This window comes from Streptomyces sp. WP-1 (assembly GCF_030450125.1).
In the GTDB taxonomy this organism is placed as follows: Bacteria; Actinomycetota; Actinomycetes; order Streptomycetales; family Streptomycetaceae; genus Streptomyces; species Streptomyces incarnatus.
In genome coordinates, this window is sequence record NZ_CP123923.1 from 4887824 (window position 1) to 4904605 (window position 16782).

At 73.6% G+C, this 16782-nt stretch carries 12 protein-coding genes and 2 pseudogenes; 3 read left to right on the forward strand and 11 right to left on the reverse strand.

The features are described 5' to 3' along the window. The first annotated feature begins 193 nt into the window (after nucleotides 1-193). Entirely contained in the window at nucleotides 194-832 is a 639-nt protein-coding gene (locus QHG49_RS21460) for a TetR/AcrR family transcriptional regulator (protein ID WP_145485227.1), read from the forward strand. Between the two features lie 20 nt (nucleotides 833-852). Here the strand turns inward: QHG49_RS21460 and QHG49_RS21465 are convergent. The 4 genes and pseudogenes from QHG49_RS21465 to QHG49_RS21480 form a co-directional block, all read right to left on the reverse strand. Then, a pseudogene (locus tag QHG49_RS21465) lies at nucleotides 853-1354 on the reverse strand (ADP-ribosylglycohydrolase family protein); the annotation flags it as partial. A gap of 236 nt (nucleotides 1355-1590) precedes the next feature. Further along, the gene (galE, locus tag QHG49_RS21470) at nucleotides 1591-2586 is read right to left on the reverse strand and encodes a UDP-glucose 4-epimerase GalE (protein ID WP_145485228.1); all 996 of its coding nucleotides are present in this window, start codon (nucleotides 2584-2586) and stop codon (nucleotides 1591-1593) included. A 101-nt stretch (nucleotides 2587-2687) separates the two neighbouring features. After that, nucleotides 2688-4328 carry a glycosyltransferase family A protein gene (locus QHG49_RS21475; protein ID WP_301492878.1) on the reverse strand — a complete coding sequence of 547 codons (1641 nt, stop codon included), beginning with the start codon at nucleotides 4326-4328 and terminating at the stop codon, nucleotides 2688-2690. A 43-nt stretch (nucleotides 4329-4371) separates the two neighbouring features. Further along, a complete protein-coding gene (locus tag QHG49_RS21480) occupies nucleotides 4372-5643 on the reverse strand; it encodes a glycosyltransferase 87 family protein (RefSeq protein ID WP_301490792.1) in 1272 nt (423 codons plus the stop codon). 204 nt (nucleotides 5644-5847) lie between these two features. On the opposite strand from QHG49_RS21480, the gene QHG49_RS21485 reads away from it, so the two are divergent. Next, the gene (locus QHG49_RS21485) at nucleotides 5848-7428 is read left to right on the forward strand and encodes a glycosyltransferase family 39 protein (protein ID WP_301490793.1); all 1581 of its coding nucleotides are present in this window, start codon (nucleotides 5848-5850) and stop codon (nucleotides 7426-7428) included. Here QHG49_RS21485 and QHG49_RS21490 read toward each other — a convergent pair. Next, complete coding sequence (locus QHG49_RS21490; RefSeq protein ID WP_159701865.1) at nucleotides 7373-7858, reverse strand: MarR family winged helix-turn-helix transcriptional regulator; 486 nt, start codon at nucleotides 7856-7858, stop codon at nucleotides 7373-7375. The two genes, QHG49_RS21485 and QHG49_RS21490, sit on opposite strands and share 56 nt — an antisense overlap. Nucleotides 7859-7981: 123 nt before the next feature. On the opposite strand from QHG49_RS21490, the gene QHG49_RS21495 reads away from it, so the two are divergent. After that, the gene (locus QHG49_RS21495; protein ID WP_111584347.1) at nucleotides 7982-8395 is read left to right on the forward strand and encodes an organic hydroperoxide resistance protein; all 414 of its coding nucleotides are present in this window, start codon (nucleotides 7982-7984) and stop codon (nucleotides 8393-8395) included. A gap of 112 nt (nucleotides 8396-8507) precedes the next feature. On the opposite strand, the gene QHG49_RS21500 is transcribed toward QHG49_RS21495, so the two are convergent. The 6 genes and pseudogenes from QHG49_RS21500 to QHG49_RS21525 form a co-directional block, all read right to left on the reverse strand. Beyond that, nucleotides 8508-10712: a bifunctional glycosyltransferase/CDP-glycerol:glycerophosphate glycerophosphotransferase gene (locus QHG49_RS21500; RefSeq protein ID WP_301490795.1), complete on the reverse strand. Its 2205-nt coding sequence runs from the start codon at nucleotides 10710-10712 to the stop codon at nucleotides 8508-8510. A 2-nt stretch (nucleotides 10713-10714) separates the two neighbouring features. Further along, nucleotides 10715-12916, reverse strand: coding sequence for a bifunctional glycosyltransferase/CDP-glycerol:glycerophosphate glycerophosphotransferase (locus QHG49_RS21505; protein ID WP_301490796.1), 2202 nt, complete (start codon nucleotides 12914-12916; stop codon nucleotides 10715-10717). Between the two features lie 166 nt (nucleotides 12917-13082). Next, a complete protein-coding gene (locus tag QHG49_RS21510; protein WP_301490798.1) occupies nucleotides 13083-15332 on the reverse strand; it encodes a bifunctional glycosyltransferase family 2 protein/CDP-glycerol:glycerophosphate glycerophosphotransferase in 2250 nt (749 codons plus the stop codon). 287 nt (nucleotides 15333-15619) lie between these two features. Then, nucleotides 15620-16063, reverse strand: a complete 444-nt coding sequence (locus QHG49_RS21515; RefSeq protein WP_301490800.1) for an NUDIX domain-containing protein — start codon at nucleotides 16061-16063, stop codon at nucleotides 15620-15622. Nucleotides 16064-16240: 177 nt separating this feature from the next. Further along, nucleotides 16241-16432 (reverse strand): DUF397 domain-containing protein, encoded by a 192-nt coding sequence (locus QHG49_RS21520; RefSeq protein ID WP_159701854.1) that lies wholly within the window; start codon nucleotides 16430-16432, stop codon nucleotides 16241-16243. Continuing rightward, nucleotides 16419-16676: pseudogene (locus QHG49_RS21525) on the reverse strand (Scr1 family TA system antitoxin-like transcriptional regulator); the annotation flags it as partial. The gene QHG49_RS21520 and the pseudogene QHG49_RS21525, both read right to left, overlap by 14 nt. Nucleotides 16677-16782: the final 106 nt, after the last annotated feature.

Consider the following 16782-nt stretch of genomic DNA (forward strand, 5'->3'; position numbering starts at 1 on the left):
CGGGGGGAGGGGGGTGCCACGGCTCCGACTGTGTCGGTAACCAGGGCGGGCCGGTCCCGTCGTCCGGCGTTTCCTTACGTTTCTCTTCACGTTCTCTTACGACGGGACGGGACCGTATCGTCGCAACGTGAGCGTAGAACGTATTGACGTCGCAACGCAACCGTTTCGTCGTAACGCCCTATGCTTGGGTGCCATGACCACGAACGCCGCCGGGACCGCCGCCGAACCGCCGCAGCGCGCGCGCCGCCGTACTCCTGCCGGGGCCGCGGTGCTGCGGCCGGATGTGACCGAGGCCATCCGGGCGGCCGTCTTCGAGGAGCTGGCGGCGGTCGGCTACGCGCGGATGAGCATCGAGGGGATCGCGCGGCGGGCGGGGGTCGGCAAGACGGCGGTCTACCGCCGCTGGCGCTCCAAGCTGCACCTGGTGCTCGACGTGGTCTCCGCGATGGCGGTCCTCGGCCTGCCGGCGCCGGACACGGGTTCCCTGGAGGGCGATCTGCGGCTCCTGTACGAGGTGACCTCGCGCGCCCTGCGCCACCCCGTGGCCTCGCAGATCATCCCCGACCTCCAGGCGGAGGCCGCCCGCAACCCCGAGATCGCGGAGGCGTTCCAGAAGGCGCTGCGCGACGGCCAGGAGGGCGTGGCCAGCAAGGTCATCGCGGCGGCCACCGCCCGCGGCGAACTCACCCCCACCCTCGACCCCGACCTCGCCCTCGACCTCATCTCCGGCCCGCTCTACTGGCGCTCGGTGGTCATCCGCTCCCCGAAACCCCCGAAGGGCTACCTGGACAACCTGGCCAGGGCCACGGCGGGGGCGCTGAAGGCGTTGTGAGGGGCCGCAAGTTCGGGGGCTCAGGGTGAGCTGAGGCGCCGGGCGAGGGCGGTCAGCTCCGGCGTCCGCAGCACCCGCCCGCCGAAGCCGGGGAGCGGCACGTGCGGGGCACGCGTCCACCGCTGCGGTACGGCCCCGATCCCGTGCACGGCACCCGCCGGCGGCCCGGTGACCGCCGCCACGGTGTCCGTGTCGCCGCCCGGGTCGACGGCCGCGCGCACGGCCTCCTCGTACGGCGCCGCGGTCCGCGACGCCCACACGGCGGACCCCAGGCCAGGTCGTGCAGCACGGCGGTGCCCTCGCCGGCGGCGGGGTCGCCGTGGGTCAGCGCGGAGAGGCGGCGGGCGGCGTCCTTCGCGCGGTACGGCCGTACGCGCGAAGGACACGGCGGAGGGCGCGGCCCGCATCGGCGCACCGTTCCCGGCGGCCCGTTGACTGCTCCGGAAATGCAGGGCCGCGGCGGTGTCCCAGGGGTGTCTGGAAGCGCCGGAAGACGTCGGACAGGTTCAGCCCGCCGCGCTCCGGCACGGGTGCCGAGGTGGGCCGGGGACCGGAGTGCTTGGCCGCGCTGGTGGGTGCCGTACGACGGCGGCAGCGCGAGCGGTGGCCCGTGGCCAAGACGCAGCACCGGTCCGTTTTCGGCGGGCGGTCCGCGCAGTTCCCTCAGGGGCGCGGGGAACCGCGCGATGAGCCACAGCGTGCCCGCACCCGGCGGACGGCCTGCCCCCTACGGCCCGCCCCCTACGGCGTGACCCCGCTCAGTCCTTCAGCATTTTGTCGCGGACCGGGATCCAGTCCAGGGCCGAGCGGATGCCCTCTTCCAGGGAGAGGGCCGGGGTCCAGTCCAGCAGGCGGGAGGCGCGGTCGCTCGTGGTGTAGCCGCCGGCCACGTCCCCCGGCCGGGGATCCGTGTCGATCGTGGTCAGGGGCGTGCTCACGACGTTGTTGAAGGCCGCGCAGAGCTCGCGGACCGTCGTACCGGAGCCCGTGCCCAGGTTGATCGCGATCGACGGCGCCGACGGGGTGAGGATGGAGTCGAAGCGCTCGATCGCCGCGATGTGGGCCGCCGCGAGGTCCCAGACGTGCACGTAGTCACGGATGCCCGTGCCGTCGCGGGTCGGGTAGTTCACGCCGGTGACCGGGAACGGCGTCCCCGCCTGGTGGGCCTGGATCAGCATGCCCAGCGCGTGGGTGGGCCGCTTGAGCTGGAGACCGGTGCGCAGCAGGGGATCCGCGCCGACCGGGTTGAAGTACCGCAGCGACAGCACCCGCAGCTGCCCGGCCGCCGCGATGTCCGCGAACATCTCCTCGCACACCGCCTTGGTCCGCGCGTACGGGCTCTGCGGCGCCAGCGGCGAGTCCTCGGTGACCGGCGAGCCGTCCGCGGCCCGGTAGATGGACGCCGAACTGCTGAAGACGAGCCGGTCGCACCCGTTGCGCCGCAGATGCCCGACGAAGGCCAGGCTCTTGGTGACGTTCGCCTCGTAGTAGCCGATCGGATCCGCCACGGACTCCGGCACCACGATCAGCGCCGCGCAGTGCACCACCGCGGAGATGTCCGGGTGCTCGGCGAAGATCCGGTCGACCAGGGCGCCGTCCGCGATGTCGCCCTCGTAGAAGATCCGCCCGTCGGTGAACTCGGCCCGGCCGCGGACCAGGCTGTCGAGGATCACCGGGGTGATGCCCGCGTCCAGACAGGCCGACGCGACGGTGCTTCCGATGTAACCCGCTCCACCGGCGATAAGGACAGACACGTTGATTCGCTTCCCGGTCTCGTTCCAGACCCAGTAGTTCCAGACGGCCAGCAGTTCCGGACACAGTAAGGGCAAGCCCCGCCGCGACCTCGCGCCGCCCGTCAGCGCAGCAGCCTCCGCAGCCGTCCGCGCAGTATCCGGGCGAGCCCGCGCACCCCCGTCGCCACGCGCAGCGCCAGCGCGCCGGAGTGCGTCGCGTACGGCTGTACGAGCAGCACACCGTGCCGGAGGTCGGGCACGGCCCGTCGGCGGAGCCGTCCCGCGCCCGCGCGGGCCGCCGCCGTGACCTCGCGCCGCGCGCCGTTCGCGAAGCGCACGGTCAGCCGCAGATCCCAGACACCCGCACCGAACCTGCCGACGTCCAGGGGGAGTTCGGCCACCCAGAGGTCCGGGCCCGCGGGCGCGAGGGCGGCCGTCGTGCGTCCCCGGACCCGCGCGTCGTCCCGCGACTCCCAGCGCACGTCCACCTCGCGCGGCCCCGCCTCCGCCACCCTGCCGTACAGCTCGTGCAGCCGCAGCGTGAGCGCCCCGGTGCCCGCGCGCGGGCGCACCTCCGCGTCCAGCGCGAGGGGCAGCGCCTCGACGGGGCTGGTCAGGAAGGGGGCGAGGGACACCTGGGGGAGGTCGGCGGACCAGACCGGGATGCCGTCCGGGGTGCGGGCGTACGGCGGGAGCAGCCGGCCCGGCCGCGCGGCCAGGTCCCGCAGCCGGGGCAGATCGCGCGGCTCCGGCGACTCCAGGAGCAGCCGGCCCAGCAGCCGGCCGGGCGAAGCGGGGTCCTGCTCCCAGTCGGCGGCGTCGTAACGCCCGAGGTACGCACGGGTGTGCGTCCACCACGCGCGCCGGTACTCCGCGTCGCGCAGGCCCAGTTCGCGCGCGTACATCCGCACGTCGTGGTCGAGGAACTTGGCCCGCGCCGCCCGCGCCAGCTCCTTCTGACCGGCGGCCAGCAGAGCGTCGTACGCCAGCGCGCACGCCCGCGTACGCGCCTCCCAGTTGTCGATGTGCCCCCGGTCGAGCGAGAGCGACAGCCGCTCGGCGGCGCGGCGCACATGCCAGACGTACACCCGGTCCGGCACCAGCGCGATGCGCGGGCCCGCGGCCAGGACCCGGGCGGTGAAGACGAAGTCCTCGTAGAGGAAGCGGCCTTCGGGGAAGCGGATGCCGTGCTCGCGCAGGAAGCCGGTGCGGTACAGCTTGTTGACGCACAGCGTGTCGTGGACCAGGCGCGGGTGCTCGGCGGGGCGCGCGAGGACGGAGTGCGCCGTGTAGAGGGGCTCCTGCCAGGGCTGTTCACGCCCCGAGGGCAGCTCCCGGCGCACGCACAGCCCGCTCGCCACCGCGGCGCCCGCCCCCTCCGCGGCGGTCAGCAGCGCGTCCACCGCGCCCGGCGGCAGCACGTCGTCACTGTCCAGGAACATCACGTACGGCGCCGTCACCGCGTCGATCCCGGTGTTGCGCGGGCTGCCGCAGCCACCGCTGTTGACGTCCCGCCGGACCACCCGCAACCGGGTGTCGTCGGCGGCCATCCGGTCGAGCAGCTCGGCGCTGCCGTCCGTGGAGCAGTCGTCCACCGCGACGACCTCCGCGACCGAGGGGCCCTGCGCGAGCGCCGAACGCACCGCGTCGGCCACATGGGCGCGGTCGTCGTAACCGATCACGACGACGCCGACGGCGCCGGTGGGCGGTGTGTTCTGTGGGGTCTGTGTGTTCTCTGACTGGGCGGGCGAGTCGGGAAGCATGGGGTCCACAGGCCGGAGCGTAGAAATGTTCGGTAATACGCCGTTAAGAGAGGCTTAGTGCTCGGTCTGGTAGACGGTCGGAATCGGGGCGGGGTTGTGCTCTTTGCCCACCCTTTACCGTCGGTGCGGCCGTGGCCCGCCACAGCCTGGCGAAGGACAGCACCGCCGCGGCCGTCAGCAGCCCGTTGCGGCCCAGCATCAGCAGGCAGCCGGCCCAACTCCCCCCGATCACCTGCCCGTAGCACAGCGGGTACACCACCGTGCTCAGCGCGGACGCCGCCAGGACCAGCACCGCCACCGGGCGCTGGCCGGTGTGCCGCGAGACCAGGCACACCGCGGCGAGCCCGAGCAGCCAGACCATGTACTGCGGGCTGATCACCCGGCTGGTCACCGTGAACAGCAGCACCGCGCACAGCGCCGCGTCGGCCGCCGTCGCCTCGGTCCAGTGCCGCGCCCGCACCCGCCACAGCACCAGCAGCCCGAACGCCACCGCCGTCAGCGCGAGGGAGACGGCGGCGACGACGGGCACGTACGGGCCCACCAGCTCGATGGCGCCGTACTGGTAATGGGGCCGCCCCGACCAGCCCGCGTGCCGGGCGAGGTTGAGCGCCGTACCGCCCAGCGACTCGATCTGCACCCCGCGCCCGCCCTGTTCCGCCAGGAAGGACAGCGGATGCCGGAACGCGAGGGACAGCAGCCCCAGGACGACGGCCCCGGCGCCCGCCGCCCAGGTCCACGCGCTCCGCGTCGCCGCGCCCCGGGGCGTGCCCAGCAGCACCAGCGCGGGCCAGCCCTTCACCAGCGCGCCGAGCACCCCGAGCACACCGCCCGCGCGCGGGGAGCGCGCCAGCGCCAGCAGGGAGAGGACGGCGAGGGCGGTGACCTGGACGTCGTACCGCGCGAGCGGCAGATGCAGCAGCAGCGGGAGCCCGCCCGTCCACAGCGCCGCGCCGAGCAGACTCCGCCCCGGCCGCCGCCCCGCGCGCACCAGCGCCACCTCGATCAGCGCGTCCGCGGCCAGCGTGAGCGTCACGAACGCCTGGACGTACGACAGCCCGGGCACCAGCCCCGGCGCCAGCAGCACCGCGCCCGCGCCCGGCGGGTACTGCCACAGCGTGTCGTGCACCGGGTACGACCCCTGTTCGAGCACGCCGTACCAGTGGACGTACAGCCGCCCTACCTCCCGCGCCACCGAACCACCGCTGAGCAGCGGCGAACTGTCGTGCGCGAGCAGCCACAGCATCAACGCGCGGGTGGCGAGCCAGCCGAGGGTGAGCCTGAGGACGGGGTCGTGGGTGACACGGGGACCGTTCATCGCGTTGGAGCCTAAGCCGGGTGGATGGAGTATCGGCGGCGATACGCCGCAATCACCCGCAAACATCGTCTCATCGCAAAAGATCGGGCCGTGGTGAACGTCGGGCTCCCTGTGGAAGCTGTCGAAGCTGTGCCAGCGCCGTCGCGGAAGCCGCCCGGGGGGCGGGGGCGCCGGCCGGCCGTCACGGCGGTACCCGCGGCGGTGATGCTGGCACTCGCGCTGTGGGGGCTGGACCGGGGCGGGATGTGGCGGGACGAGGCGGTCACGTTCCAGGTCGCGGGGCGGACCGTGCCCCAGATCTGGCGGCTCGTGCACGGGGTCGACGCGGTGCACGGGCTCTACTACGTCCTCCTGCACGCCGTGCTCGCCGTGCGCGCCGACGAGGTGGTGCTGCGCCTGCCGTCGGTCGCCGGGGCGGTGGTGACCGCCGCTCTGGTGGCCGAGGTCGGGGCGCGGCTGGCCCGGCCGCGGGTGGGGCTCTGGGCGGGGCTGCTCTACGCCGTGAACCCGATGGCCGGCCACTACGCGCAGGAGGGCCGCTCCTACGCGCTGGTCGCGGCCGGGGTGATGGGGGCGACGCTGCTGCTCCTGCGCGGGGTGGAGCGCGGGGTGTGGTGGGGGTACGGCCTCGTCCTGGGTGTCACCTGCTGGCTGCACGAGTTCGCGGTGCTGGTGGTGCTGGCCCACGGGGTGTCCCTGGCGCTGGCCCGGGTGCGCGGCCGGGTGTGGCGGGGATGGGGATGCGCGGCCGGGGCGGTCCTGGTCTCCCTGCTGCCGATGGTGGTGGTGTCCCGGGCGCAGGCGGCACAGGTGGCGTGGCTGCGCAGGCCGACGGGAGAGACGGTGGCGGGACTCGCCCGGCAGTTCTTCGGGACGTCGCAGGGCGTGTACTGGGTCTGCCTGGGGCTCGCGGTGGCGGGGCTGGCGACGGGGGCGGCCGGGTGGAGGGGCGCGCGCAGGGGGCAGCTCGCGCTCGCGGGGGTGGCGGCGCCGTTGGTGGTGGTGCCACCGGGGGTGCTGATGCTGGCCTCGCAGTCCTCCCCGCCGCTGTACGTCGACCGGTACGTGCTGTACGCGCTGGCGGGGGCGCCGCTGCTGGTCGCGGCGGGGGCCGAGTGGGCGGCGGGGGCCGCGGGGCGACTTCGGCCCGGTGGCCGGCGCGGGGTCACCGGGCCGGTAGCAGGCCCAGAGCCGCCGTCGCCGGTTGCGCGCCTCCCCCTCCGGGTATCGGTTGGGCGCCTTCCCCTCCGGGCGCACTCCGTCACCCTCCTCGGCCTTCTCGCCCTCGTCCTCGTCCCCCTCCAGCAGTTCCCCCTCCTCCAGCAGGACCGCGACCCCGCCCGGCGTCCCGACGACCTCGCGGCGATCGCGCGGGCGGCGGCGCACGGGGTGCGGAAGGGGGACGCGGTGCTGTACCTGCCGGCGTACACGCGCAATACCGCGCTGGCGTACCCGGAGCCCTTCCGCGGGACGCGGGATCTGCTGCTCGCGCGGGCCGGGGACGTGTCCGGGACCCTGTACGGGGTGGAGGTCCCGGCCGCTCAAGTGCGTCGGCGGATGGCCGGGATCCAGCGGGTGTGGGTCGTCGCCGACCACGCCGTACTGGTCGGGCGGTGGACCCCGCGCAACCCCGGCGAGCGGGCCGAACTCGACGCGCTCCAGAAGGAGTTCGTCGTGGCCGGCGAGGCCGTGCGCGGGCGGACCGTCGTACGGCTCTATGTACGGCCCCTCAGTCCCGCGGGTCTGCGGCCTCCGTCGCTGCCGCCGCGTCCAGTGCGCTGGTGAGCCGGTCGAGGCGGGCGCGCAGATCGGCGATCTCGGCGCGGTCGAAGCCGGTGGAGCGCATGATCCGGCGCGGCACCTCCAGGGCCCGCTCGCGCAGGGCCGCGCCCTCCTCGGTGACCAGGACCCGCACCGAGCGCTCGTCCTCGACGCTGCGCTCCCGGCGCACCAGGCCCGCCGCCTCCAGCCGCTTGACCAGCGGGGACAGCGTGCCGGAGTCCAGCCGCAGCTGTTCGCCGAGCTTCTTGACCGGCAGATCGCCCTGCTCCCACAGCACCAGCATCACCAGGTACTGCGGGTAGGTGAGGCCGAGGTCCTTGAGGACCACGCGGTAGACGCCGTTGAAGGCGCGGGACGCGGCGTGCAGCGAGAAGCAGATCTGGTTGTCCAGGCGGAGCCAGTCCGTCTCGGTCTCGGCGGGAGAAGCGGTCATGGGTCCAGGGTAACTCTTCGCCCGACACTTGATTGTGCACAACTAAATTGTGTGCTCTAATTGTGTCCGGCAGGAAGCCGTGAAGCACTACGACGCAGGACACATCGAGAGGGATGGTTCGTCATGGACGCGCTCTACACCGCCGTCGCCACCGCCACCCACGGCCGTGAGGGCCGTGCCGTCTCCTCCGACGGCAAGGTCGACGTCAAGCTGGCCCCGCCGGTGGAGCTGGGCGGCAACGGCGAGGGCACCAACCCCGAGCAGCTCTTCGCCGCCGGTTACGCCGCCTGCTTCGGCGGCGCCCTCGGCGTGGTCGGCCGCAAGGAGAAGGTGGACGTCACCGACGCCGCCGTCACCGCCGAGGTCGGCATCGGCAAGGTGGGCGAGGGCTTCGGCCTGAAGGTCACCCTGCGCGTCGAGCTGCCCGAGAGCGTGGACCAGGAGACCGGCCGCAAGCTCGTCGAGGCCGCCCACCAGGTCTGCCCCTACTCCAACGCGACCCGCGGCAACATCGAGGTCGACCTCGTCGTCGAGTAGGTCGAGCAGGTCGAGCAGGCCGTGAGGAAACGGGCAGGTCCCGTAGCCGCCGTACCGGCCGTGGTCCCCCGCCACCGGCCGGTACGGCTTCCGCGCTCCCGTCGTACGGCCCTCACGCCGACGTCAGCGCGCCCCGCCCGGCCGCCGTCTGTCCGGGCAGCCGTACCGCGCCCGGCATCGGCTCGTCCAGCAGCAGGGTGCGTACGACGCGTTCGGCGGCCCGGCCGTCCTCGAACTCGCAGTAGCGGGAACGGAACCGGGAGCGCAGGCGCGCCGACTCCTCGTCCCGCCAGCGCCCGGAGCCGAACAGCTGGGCCAACTCCCGCTGGGAGCGGGTGACATGGCCGGGCGGCTCGGCCGTCAGATCGAAGTAGACGCCCCGGGTCCCCCGGAGGACGTCCCAGTCGTCGGCGTGGATCACGATCGGCCGGTCCAGGTTGGCGTAGTCGAACATCACGGACGAGTAGTCGGTGATCAGGGCGTCCGCCGCGAGCAGCACGCCCGCCAGGTCCGGCTCGTCGCTCGCGTCGAGCACGGCACCGCGCCGGGCCAGCTCCGCGAGGCCCAGGCCGCGCGCGGGACCGGCCGCCGGCGCGGGATGCAGCCGGACCACGAGCGTGTGGCCCTCGCCGAGGTCGGCCGCGAGCCGGGCCACGTCGATCCGGTCCACGTGCCCGCCCCTGCGGTAGTCCCGGCGGGTCGGCGCGTACAGCACCACCGTGTGGTCGTCCGGGATGCCGTGCCGCGCGCGGAAGTCGCTCGAACCGCCGTTGACCAGCACGTCGTTGCGCGGACTGCCGGTGCGCGCCGAGGCGAAGTGGCAGGGGTAGGCCCGCTCGTACACCAGCTCCGCGTAGCGGCTCGCGACCAGGCTGTGGTCCCAGCGGTCGGCGCGGCGCAGCAGCTGCGGCACGTCCACGCCGAGCCGGGCGCCCGGCTTGTCCAGCAGATCGGCGCCCAGGTACTTCAGCGGGGTGCCCTGGTGGGTGTGGATGTGCACACTGCCGGGCCGCTTGGCCGGGACGCCGGTCCAGGGCACGTCGTTGACCAGGAACGTGGCCCGCGCCATGACCTCGGCGCAGCGCCGGGTGCCCGCGATCACATGCTCCACGTCCGGCGGCAGCCCCGCCGCCGTCTCCGCGTCCCGCACCACCCACACCCCGCGCAGCCGCGGCGCGATCCGCAGGGCCGCGCGGTGGACGGCGGCCGGGTCGCCGAGCAGGCCCCGGTGCCCGGACGCCGAGTACACCACCAGCTCGGGGTCCAGCGGACGGCGCGCGTGCAGCGCGGCCCAGCCGGTGCGGGCCCGCCCGGCCGCCACCCGTCGTACCGCGCCCGCCCGCCGTGCCGCCCCGCGCCCGGCCCGGGCCGCCTGCCGCCGCAGCCGGTAGGCCGCCCAGCTGCCCTCCAGCAGGGCGACCTCCCCCTCCACTTGGGCGCCCTCGGGCTTCAGCCGGGCGAACAGCTCGGCCGTACGACGGAAGAACTCGGCCTTGTCGGCGGGCGGCAGCCGGTCCGGCTTGGCCAGGACGTCCAGGCAGTGCTCGCCCATCTTCCGGTGCAGGTACGGCCGCCAGGAGCCGAGTTCGGGGTGCTCGTCCAGGAAGGCGAAGACCCGCTCGTACTGGTCGTGGACGTCGAAGTGCTTGCGGCTGGTGGTGGACAGGATGTTGCCCTGCCTGCGCTGGCGGTAGTTCAGACAGATCCGGTCCAGCGCGGCGATCCGCCCGGCGCTGAGCATCACCGGGAAGGTCCAGGGGGTGTCCTCGTAGTAGCCGGGCGGGAAGGCGAAGCCCTGCGCCGCGACGAACTCCCGCCAATAGACCTTGTTCCACACCACCATCAGCAGATCCAGGATCCGCGGATACCCGGCCGCCGTGAACGTGTCCGGGCCCGCCTGCGCGAGCACCTCCGCGAGGGCGTTGCGCCGGGTGCCGCCCCACCAGTACGTGCGCGCGTAGTCGAACACGAGCACGTCCACATCGCCGCTCTCCGCCAGCCGGTCGGCGATCGCCGCGAGCGCGCCCGGGGTGAGGGTGTCGTCGCTGTCCAGGAAGAAGAGGTAGTCCCCGGTGGCGTGCGGCAGCCCGGCGTTGCGGGCCCGCCCGAGGCCCACGTTCTCCGGCAGGTGCAGCACCTTCACCCGGGGATCGCGCGCCGCGTACTCGTCCAGGATCGCGCCGCAGTCGTCCGGCGAGCGGTCGTCCACGGCGATCACCTCCAGGTCCCGGTACGACTGCGAAAGCACGGAGTCCAGGCACTCGCGGAGGTACGCCTGCACCCGGTAGCAGGGCACGATCACACTGAAGCGGGGCACGGTCAGCTCCTCACGAGGGTCACGGCGGCGGGGGCGGGGACGCGTTCGGCGAGCGGCAGCACCGGCGGGAGCGCCTGCGGCGGTTCGCCCAGCAGCACCCGCCGTACGACGCGTTCGGCGGCCCGCCCGTCGTCGAACTCGCAGAACCGCTCCCGGAATCGGGCCCGCAGCGCGGTCGACTCCGGGTCCGCGTAGGCGCGGTCGCGGAAGACGGCGGCCAGTTCCCCGGGGGTGCGGGCGACCGGCCCCGGCGGCTCGGCCATCAGGTCGAAGTAGACGCCCCGCGACTGCCGGTAGACCTCCCAGTCGTCGGCGTAGATCACGATCGGCCGGTCCAGGTTGGCGTAGTCGAACATGATGGACGAGTAGTCGGTGATCAGCACGTCCGCGGCCAGGCACACGTCCTCGGCGCTGCGGTGCGCGGTGACGTCGATGATCCGGTCCGAGTGCCGGGTGCGGCCCTGGTCGTAGAAGTAGTGGGCGCGCAGCAGCACGACGACGTCCTCGCCGGCGGCCGCGCAGAACTCCGCCAGGTCCAGGCCGGGTTCGAAGCCGCTGTGATGGTCGCGGTGGGTCGGGGCGTAGAGCACGGCGAGCCGGTTCTCCGGGATGCCCAGCTCCCGCCGGATGCGGGCCACGTCGTCGGCGGTCGCCGTGCAGTAGACGTCGTTGCGGGGATAGCCGTACTCCAGCGCCTCCCAGGAGCCGGGGAAGGCGCGCTCCCACATGCGGGTGGAGTGCCGGTTGGAGGAGAGGTTGAAGTCCCAGCGGTCGACCCGGCCCAGCAGCTTGGTGAAGCTGCCGGAGCGCGCGGCCACCACCGGGTACGTCGACTGGTCCACGCCCATCGTCTTCAGCGGGGTGCCGTGCTGGGTCTGGAGGTGGACGCTGCCGGGCCGTTTGACCACGCCCTCCGCGAAGTTGGCGTTGTTGACCAGATACGTGGCGCGGGCCAGCAGCTCCCAGGCGCGGTGCGAGCCGAGCACCGCGTACTCCACGTCCTTCGGCAGGGTGTGCTCCTGCCCGGCCTCCACCAGGAACACCTGGCGCAGCCCCGGGGCGAGTTCGCGGGCCTTGGCGTGGATCGCGGCCGGGTTGCAGGTGTAGCCGCGGCCCCAATAGGCGCAGTACACCACCAGGTTGGGGTCGAGGGGGCGGCGCAGGGCGGCACGGTAGCGCAGCCGGGTGCGGACCGCGTGCGGGCGCGGCACGGTCTCGGCGGCCTTGCCCGCGAGCCGGTTCGCGTCGCGCAGGGCGCGGAAGGCGTCGTACGCGCCGACCGCGAGCAGCCGGTGCTGCACCCCGAGGCTGCCGCGCGGCAGCCGGTGCCCGGTGGGCCGGAACCGCCGGTACAGGCGGGCCGCGCGGCGGAAGAACGCCCGGTGCCCGTGGGCCAGCCGTTCCGGCCGGGCCGCGGTCTTCAGCACCAGCGCGAACAGCTGGTCGAAGAGGGGGCCGGTGCGCTCGGCGGGCAGGGCGCACGCGGCGGCCCGCGCGAGGACCAGCTCCACCTGGTCGAGCAGGGCGTGCTGGGGTTCGCCGGGCAGGTTCAGCCGGCTGCCCTGCCGGCGCAGCCGGTGCCGCACGACCACCCGGCGCAGTACGGCGATCCGCCGGGCGGCGACCGTGACCAGGCCGCCCCAGCCGAGGTCCGTGAAGTGGCCTTCGGGGAAGACGAGTTCGTGCTCGGCGAGGAAGGTACGGCGGTACACCGCGCTCCACGCGGGCAGCGCGGCGCCGGTCAGCCCCGGCAGCTCGGCGGGGGCGAAGGCGCCCTTAGGGGCACCGGCGAACAGCGGCTCGACCGGGTTCACCGGATCGCCCTCCCACCAGGGGGCGCGCTCGTGCTCCACGTACAGCACATCCACTCCGGCGGTCTCCGTCAGCCGGGCGTCCACGGCCGCCAGCGCGCCCGGCAGCAGCAGGTCGTCGCCGTCCAGGAAGAGCACGTACGCGCCCCCCGCCGCCCGCGTCCCGGCGTCGCGCGCCCCGGCGAGCCCGGCGGAGGGCGGTGAGTGGACCGGCTTCACCCGGGGGTCCCGCCCGGCGTACCCGGCGGCCACCTCGGCGGCCGGGGTGTCGGGCGCGTCGCAGACCGGGATCAGCTCCAGGTCGCCGAAGGACTGGCCGAGGACCGAGTCCAGCGCCTGGGACAGCCGGCCGGCGACGCCATGGGAGGGGACGATAATGCTGAAGCGGGGCATTCTGCTCTTTCTGTCGTTCTTCCTGTCGTCCTGCGGACGTGTCTCTACGGCGCCGCGCGCACCCGGCCCCCCGGTCGGCCCGCCGGTCGGCCCGCCGGGCGCCAGGTGGGCGGCCGGCTCGGGGTGGGCCGGGTCGGGCCGAGGGGCATGGCAACTTCCGGTGCAGTCAACGGTGTTCGGCAGCCCTGGTGACGGGGCGGTGGCCGGCCGGATGCGGCACGGTGGCCAGCGGGGACCGCGCCGGGCACGGGGTGTCCGCCATGGCGGAGCGCACCGGGCGGCGCTCGCCCAGCGGTACCACCGGGGACGGCTCGGTGCGGCCCAGCACGATGTGCCGTACGACCCGTTCGGCGGCCCGCCCGTCGTCCCACGGGCAGAACCGCTCCCGGAACGCGGCCCGCAGCAGCGCGGCCCGTGCCCCGTTCCAGTGGCCGTCGGTGAACACCTCGGCCAGTTCGTCCTCGTCGCGGCCCACCGCGCCGGGCGGGGCGCCGGGCAGGTCGACATAGGCGCCGCGGACGGCCGTGTACGCCGTCCAGTCCCCGGTGTGCAGCACGATCGGCCGGTCGAGCCCGGCGTAGTCGAACATGAGCGGCGACTGGTCGGTGAGCAGCGCGTCCGCGGCCAGACACAGGCTCTCGGGACAGGGGTGCGCGGAGACGTCGATGACCCGGGGGCCCTCGACCGGCACGTCCCCGTGGGCGCGGGCGAGCAGCACGAAGCGCGGGCCGAGTCCGCGCGCGAGCCGCGGCAGGTCCAGCGGGAGGTGCTGGGTGCGCCGGTGCTCGCGGCGGGCGGGCGCGTAGAGGATTGCGACCGCGCCCGCCGGGATGCCCAGGGTGGCGCGCAGCCGGGCCACGTCGTCCGGGGTGGCCCGCTGGAAGACGTCGGTGCGCGGGCTGCCGTACTCCAGGGCGGTCCAGCGGCCCGGGTGGACCCGCTGCCAGGTCAGGGTGGAGTGCCGGTTGCCGGAGACGACGTGGTCCCACTGGTCGACGTCCCGCAGCAGGCCCACGGGGTCGGCGCCGGGCACGGCCGCGGGACGCTCCACCAGATCGAGTCCCGTATGGCCGAGGGGGGTTCCGCCGAGGGTGCGGACGAGGATCTGCCCGTCCCGCTTGCGCAGTCCCCGGGTGAGGTGGGCGTCGCCGAACAGGTACGTGGAGCGGGCGAGCGCCGTCCAGTGGGCGGCCGTGCCGGGGACGACGAGGCGCGGGTCGGCCGGGAGCGGGCGCGGGTGCGCCGGGTCGGCGATCCAGGAGGAGCGCACATGCGGGGCGTACCGGCGCATCGCCTCCTCCAGCGCGGCCGGGTCGCCGCCGTACCCGCCCTCGACGGCGAACACCGCGCGCTCGGGCCGCAGCGGCAGCCGCAGCTGGATCCGGTAGTGCAGCCGCAGCGCGGCGGAGCGCACGGCGCGCGCCGGGCCCAGCACGAGTCCCCGCAGGCGGCGGCGGGCGGCGGCGACGTACCGCAGGGCCCGGAAGGTGCGGTGCAGCCCGAACCGGATCAGCAGATGCCTGCGCCGCAGCCGCGCCTTCGGCACCCGGTAGCGGCGGTGGTGGTCGCGGGCCCGGCGCAGGAACTCCCCGTGGCTGCCGCGCGGCAGCCGTCCGGGGCGGGTGAACACGACGCCGTAGTGGTCGATCATCCGCCGGAACAACTCCGGCTTCCAGAAGGCGAGTTCCGGATGGTCGGCGACATAGGCGAAGACCCGCTCGTACTGGTCGAACAGGTCGAAGTGCTTACGGCTGGTGGTGGACAGGATGCTGCCCTGGCGGCGCTGCCGGTAGTGCACGCACACCCGGTCCAGCGTGGCGATCGAACCGGCCGCCATCAGCACCGGGAAGGTCCAGGGGGTGTCCTCGTAGTAGCCCGGCGGGAAGGTGAAGCCCTCCGCCGCGACGAACTCCCGCCGGTACGCCTTGTTCCAGGCCACCATCAGCACCCGCAGCAGCCCCGGCCGGTCGGTGAGCCGGAAGGGCGCCCGGCCCCACTCGCTCAGCTCGGCCGCGAGATGGTTGCGCACCCGCCGCCCGTCCCAGTACGTGCGCTCGTAGTCGTACACCAGCACATCCGGCGCCCCGGTCGCGTCGATCCGCTCGGCGACCGCCGCGAGCGCGCCCGGGGTGAGGGTGTCGTCGCTGTCCAGGAAGACCAGATACTCCCCGGTGGCCTGCGCGATCCCGGCATTGCGGGCCCGCCCGAGCCCCCGGTTCTCGCCCAGGTGTAACGGCTTCACCCGGGGATCCCGGGCCGCGTACTCGTCGATGATCTCCCCGCACGCGTCCGGCGAACCGTCGTCCACCGCGATGACTTCGAGATCCGGGTACGACTGCGACAGCACCGAGTCCAGGCACTCGGGGAGATACGCCTGGACCTGGTACGCGGGGACGATGACACTGAACCTGGGCACGGGACATCCATGGGTCTGACGGCGCGGGCGTTCTGCCCGGGAACGGCCGAAAGGGTGACGGGGTTACGGCCCGTACGGCATTCGGGGGACGGCCGGTGAACGCGTGGGGGACGGCTCCGTCCTGCCCGACGGGCGCTGTCCCAGCGGCAGTTCGCCGCCTGGCCATGAGAAACGCCCCCCGCGCGGCCGCACGAAGGGCGTTCTGTCGTTCTGTGATGTCTTACGCCGGGCAGCCCGCCCGGTGAGCGAGCGGGGCCGGTCTGAGGGCCGACCGGCTGGTGCTGTGGCTACTGCCACCCGTGCAGCGTCAGGGAGCCGGACCGGCCGAGACAGCCGTGCAGGCCCGCGTAGGGATACTCGATGACGTCCTCCGGGAGATCATGGGTGGCGAACCACTGGAGCGCGAGACACTTCTCGGGTTCCTTGTTGACGGGTGTCCCCGCCCACCTGGTGGCCACGAAGAAGAACCCGATCCGCTCGGAACCGTCCTCCTGGCGGTGGTGCACGACATGCCGGAGTTCCAGGTGGCCGGGGTCGGTCGTGACGCCGGTCTCCTCGAACAGCTCGCGGGCTGCCCCGACGGTGAGGGATTCGCCCTGGTCGAGCTTGCCGGAGGGCAGGTGCCACCGGCGGTAGCCGTAGGGGCCGCCTCGCTGCGAGAGAAGGACCTTCTCGCTGTCGAGGAGAAGGACGTGAGTGTCGATGATGGGCTGTGCCGGCTGTCCGCTCATGGTTCCTGGGGGGTCGGGGTGGTGGCTGAGGCGTCTGACGGTGATGGGAGAGCGGGGCTGTGTCGGTGATCCGGCTGGTAGCTGGCCTCTTCGGTAAGAATTGACAAACGCCCCCTGTGCGGCCACAGGCAGCCGTACAGGGGGGCGCGTCGTCCTTCAGATCGCTGAGGGCAGTCCCTATAGCTCGCCCTTGACCACGCTTCCGATGAATGCCTGCCACCCTTCGAAGGTGCTGGTCAAGATCGGTCCCGCCTGCTCTTTGCTGTCTCGTGTGGCGACTGCGTCGTCAAGGTGTGCCACCTCGACGCAGGAGCCGTTTCCGTTGCTGTGGCTCGACTTGAACCACTCGGCCTTCTCAACCCTTTTCATAGCTCCCTGCTACCTCGGCAATCAGGCGTCTTGACGCCTGCTCGTCCAGCGATGCTTCCCAGATGTCGTTGAAGGCCGCGTCGTACTGCTGTACCTCCCGCTCCTTGTCCAGGTACAGGCCGCCGGTGTACCCGTCCGCGTAGACCGTCGGCGGTTCCGTGGCGACCCCGTCACCGGTCAACGGGAAGCGGAGGACTGCAAACGGGCCCGTGACAACTCCCAAGTGCATACCAGCAGCGAAGGGCGCCCGAGTCCACCCTCGTCTACATGCCCGTCCTCACCATCGGAGGCCGCCCGTCGTCCTCGTCGGTTACGGCCGTCAGCAGCCCGGGTCACTGGAGGCCCGCACC

Bases quoted from the DNA above. Each gene is read 5' to 3' on its own strand.
- QHG49_RS21460 (WP_145485227.1), top strand. From the start codon at position 194: ATGACCACGAACGCCGCCGGGACCGCCGCCGAACCGCCGCAGCGCGCG.
- QHG49_RS21475 (WP_301492878.1), bottom strand. From the start codon at position 4,328: ATGCTTCCCGACTCGCCCGCCCAGTCAGAGAACACACAGACCCCACAG.
- QHG49_RS21480 (WP_301490792.1), bottom strand. From the start codon at position 5,643: ATGAACGGTCCCCGTGTCACCCACGACCCCGTCCTCAGGCTCACCCTC.
- QHG49_RS21485 (WP_301490793.1), top strand. From the start codon at position 5,848: ATGCTGGCACTCGCGCTGTGGGGGCTGGACCGGGGCGGGATGTGGCGG.
- QHG49_RS21490 (WP_159701865.1), bottom strand. From the start codon at position 7,858: ATGACCGCTTCTCCCGCCGAGACCGAGACGGACTGGCTCCGCCTGGAC.
- QHG49_RS21495 (WP_111584347.1), top strand. From the start codon at position 7,982: ATGGACGCGCTCTACACCGCCGTCGCCACCGCCACCCACGGCCGTGAG.
- QHG49_RS21505 (WP_301490796.1), bottom strand. From the start codon at position 12,916: ATGCCCCGCTTCAGCATTATCGTCCCCTCCCATGGCGTCGCCGGCCGG.
- QHG49_RS21515 (WP_301490800.1), bottom strand. From the start codon at position 16,063: ATGAGCGGACAGCCGGCACAGCCCATCATCGACACTCACGTCCTTCTC.
- QHG49_RS21520 (WP_159701854.1), bottom strand. From the start codon at position 16,432: ATGAAAAGGGTTGAGAAGGCCGAGTGGTTCAAGTCGAGCCACAGCAAC.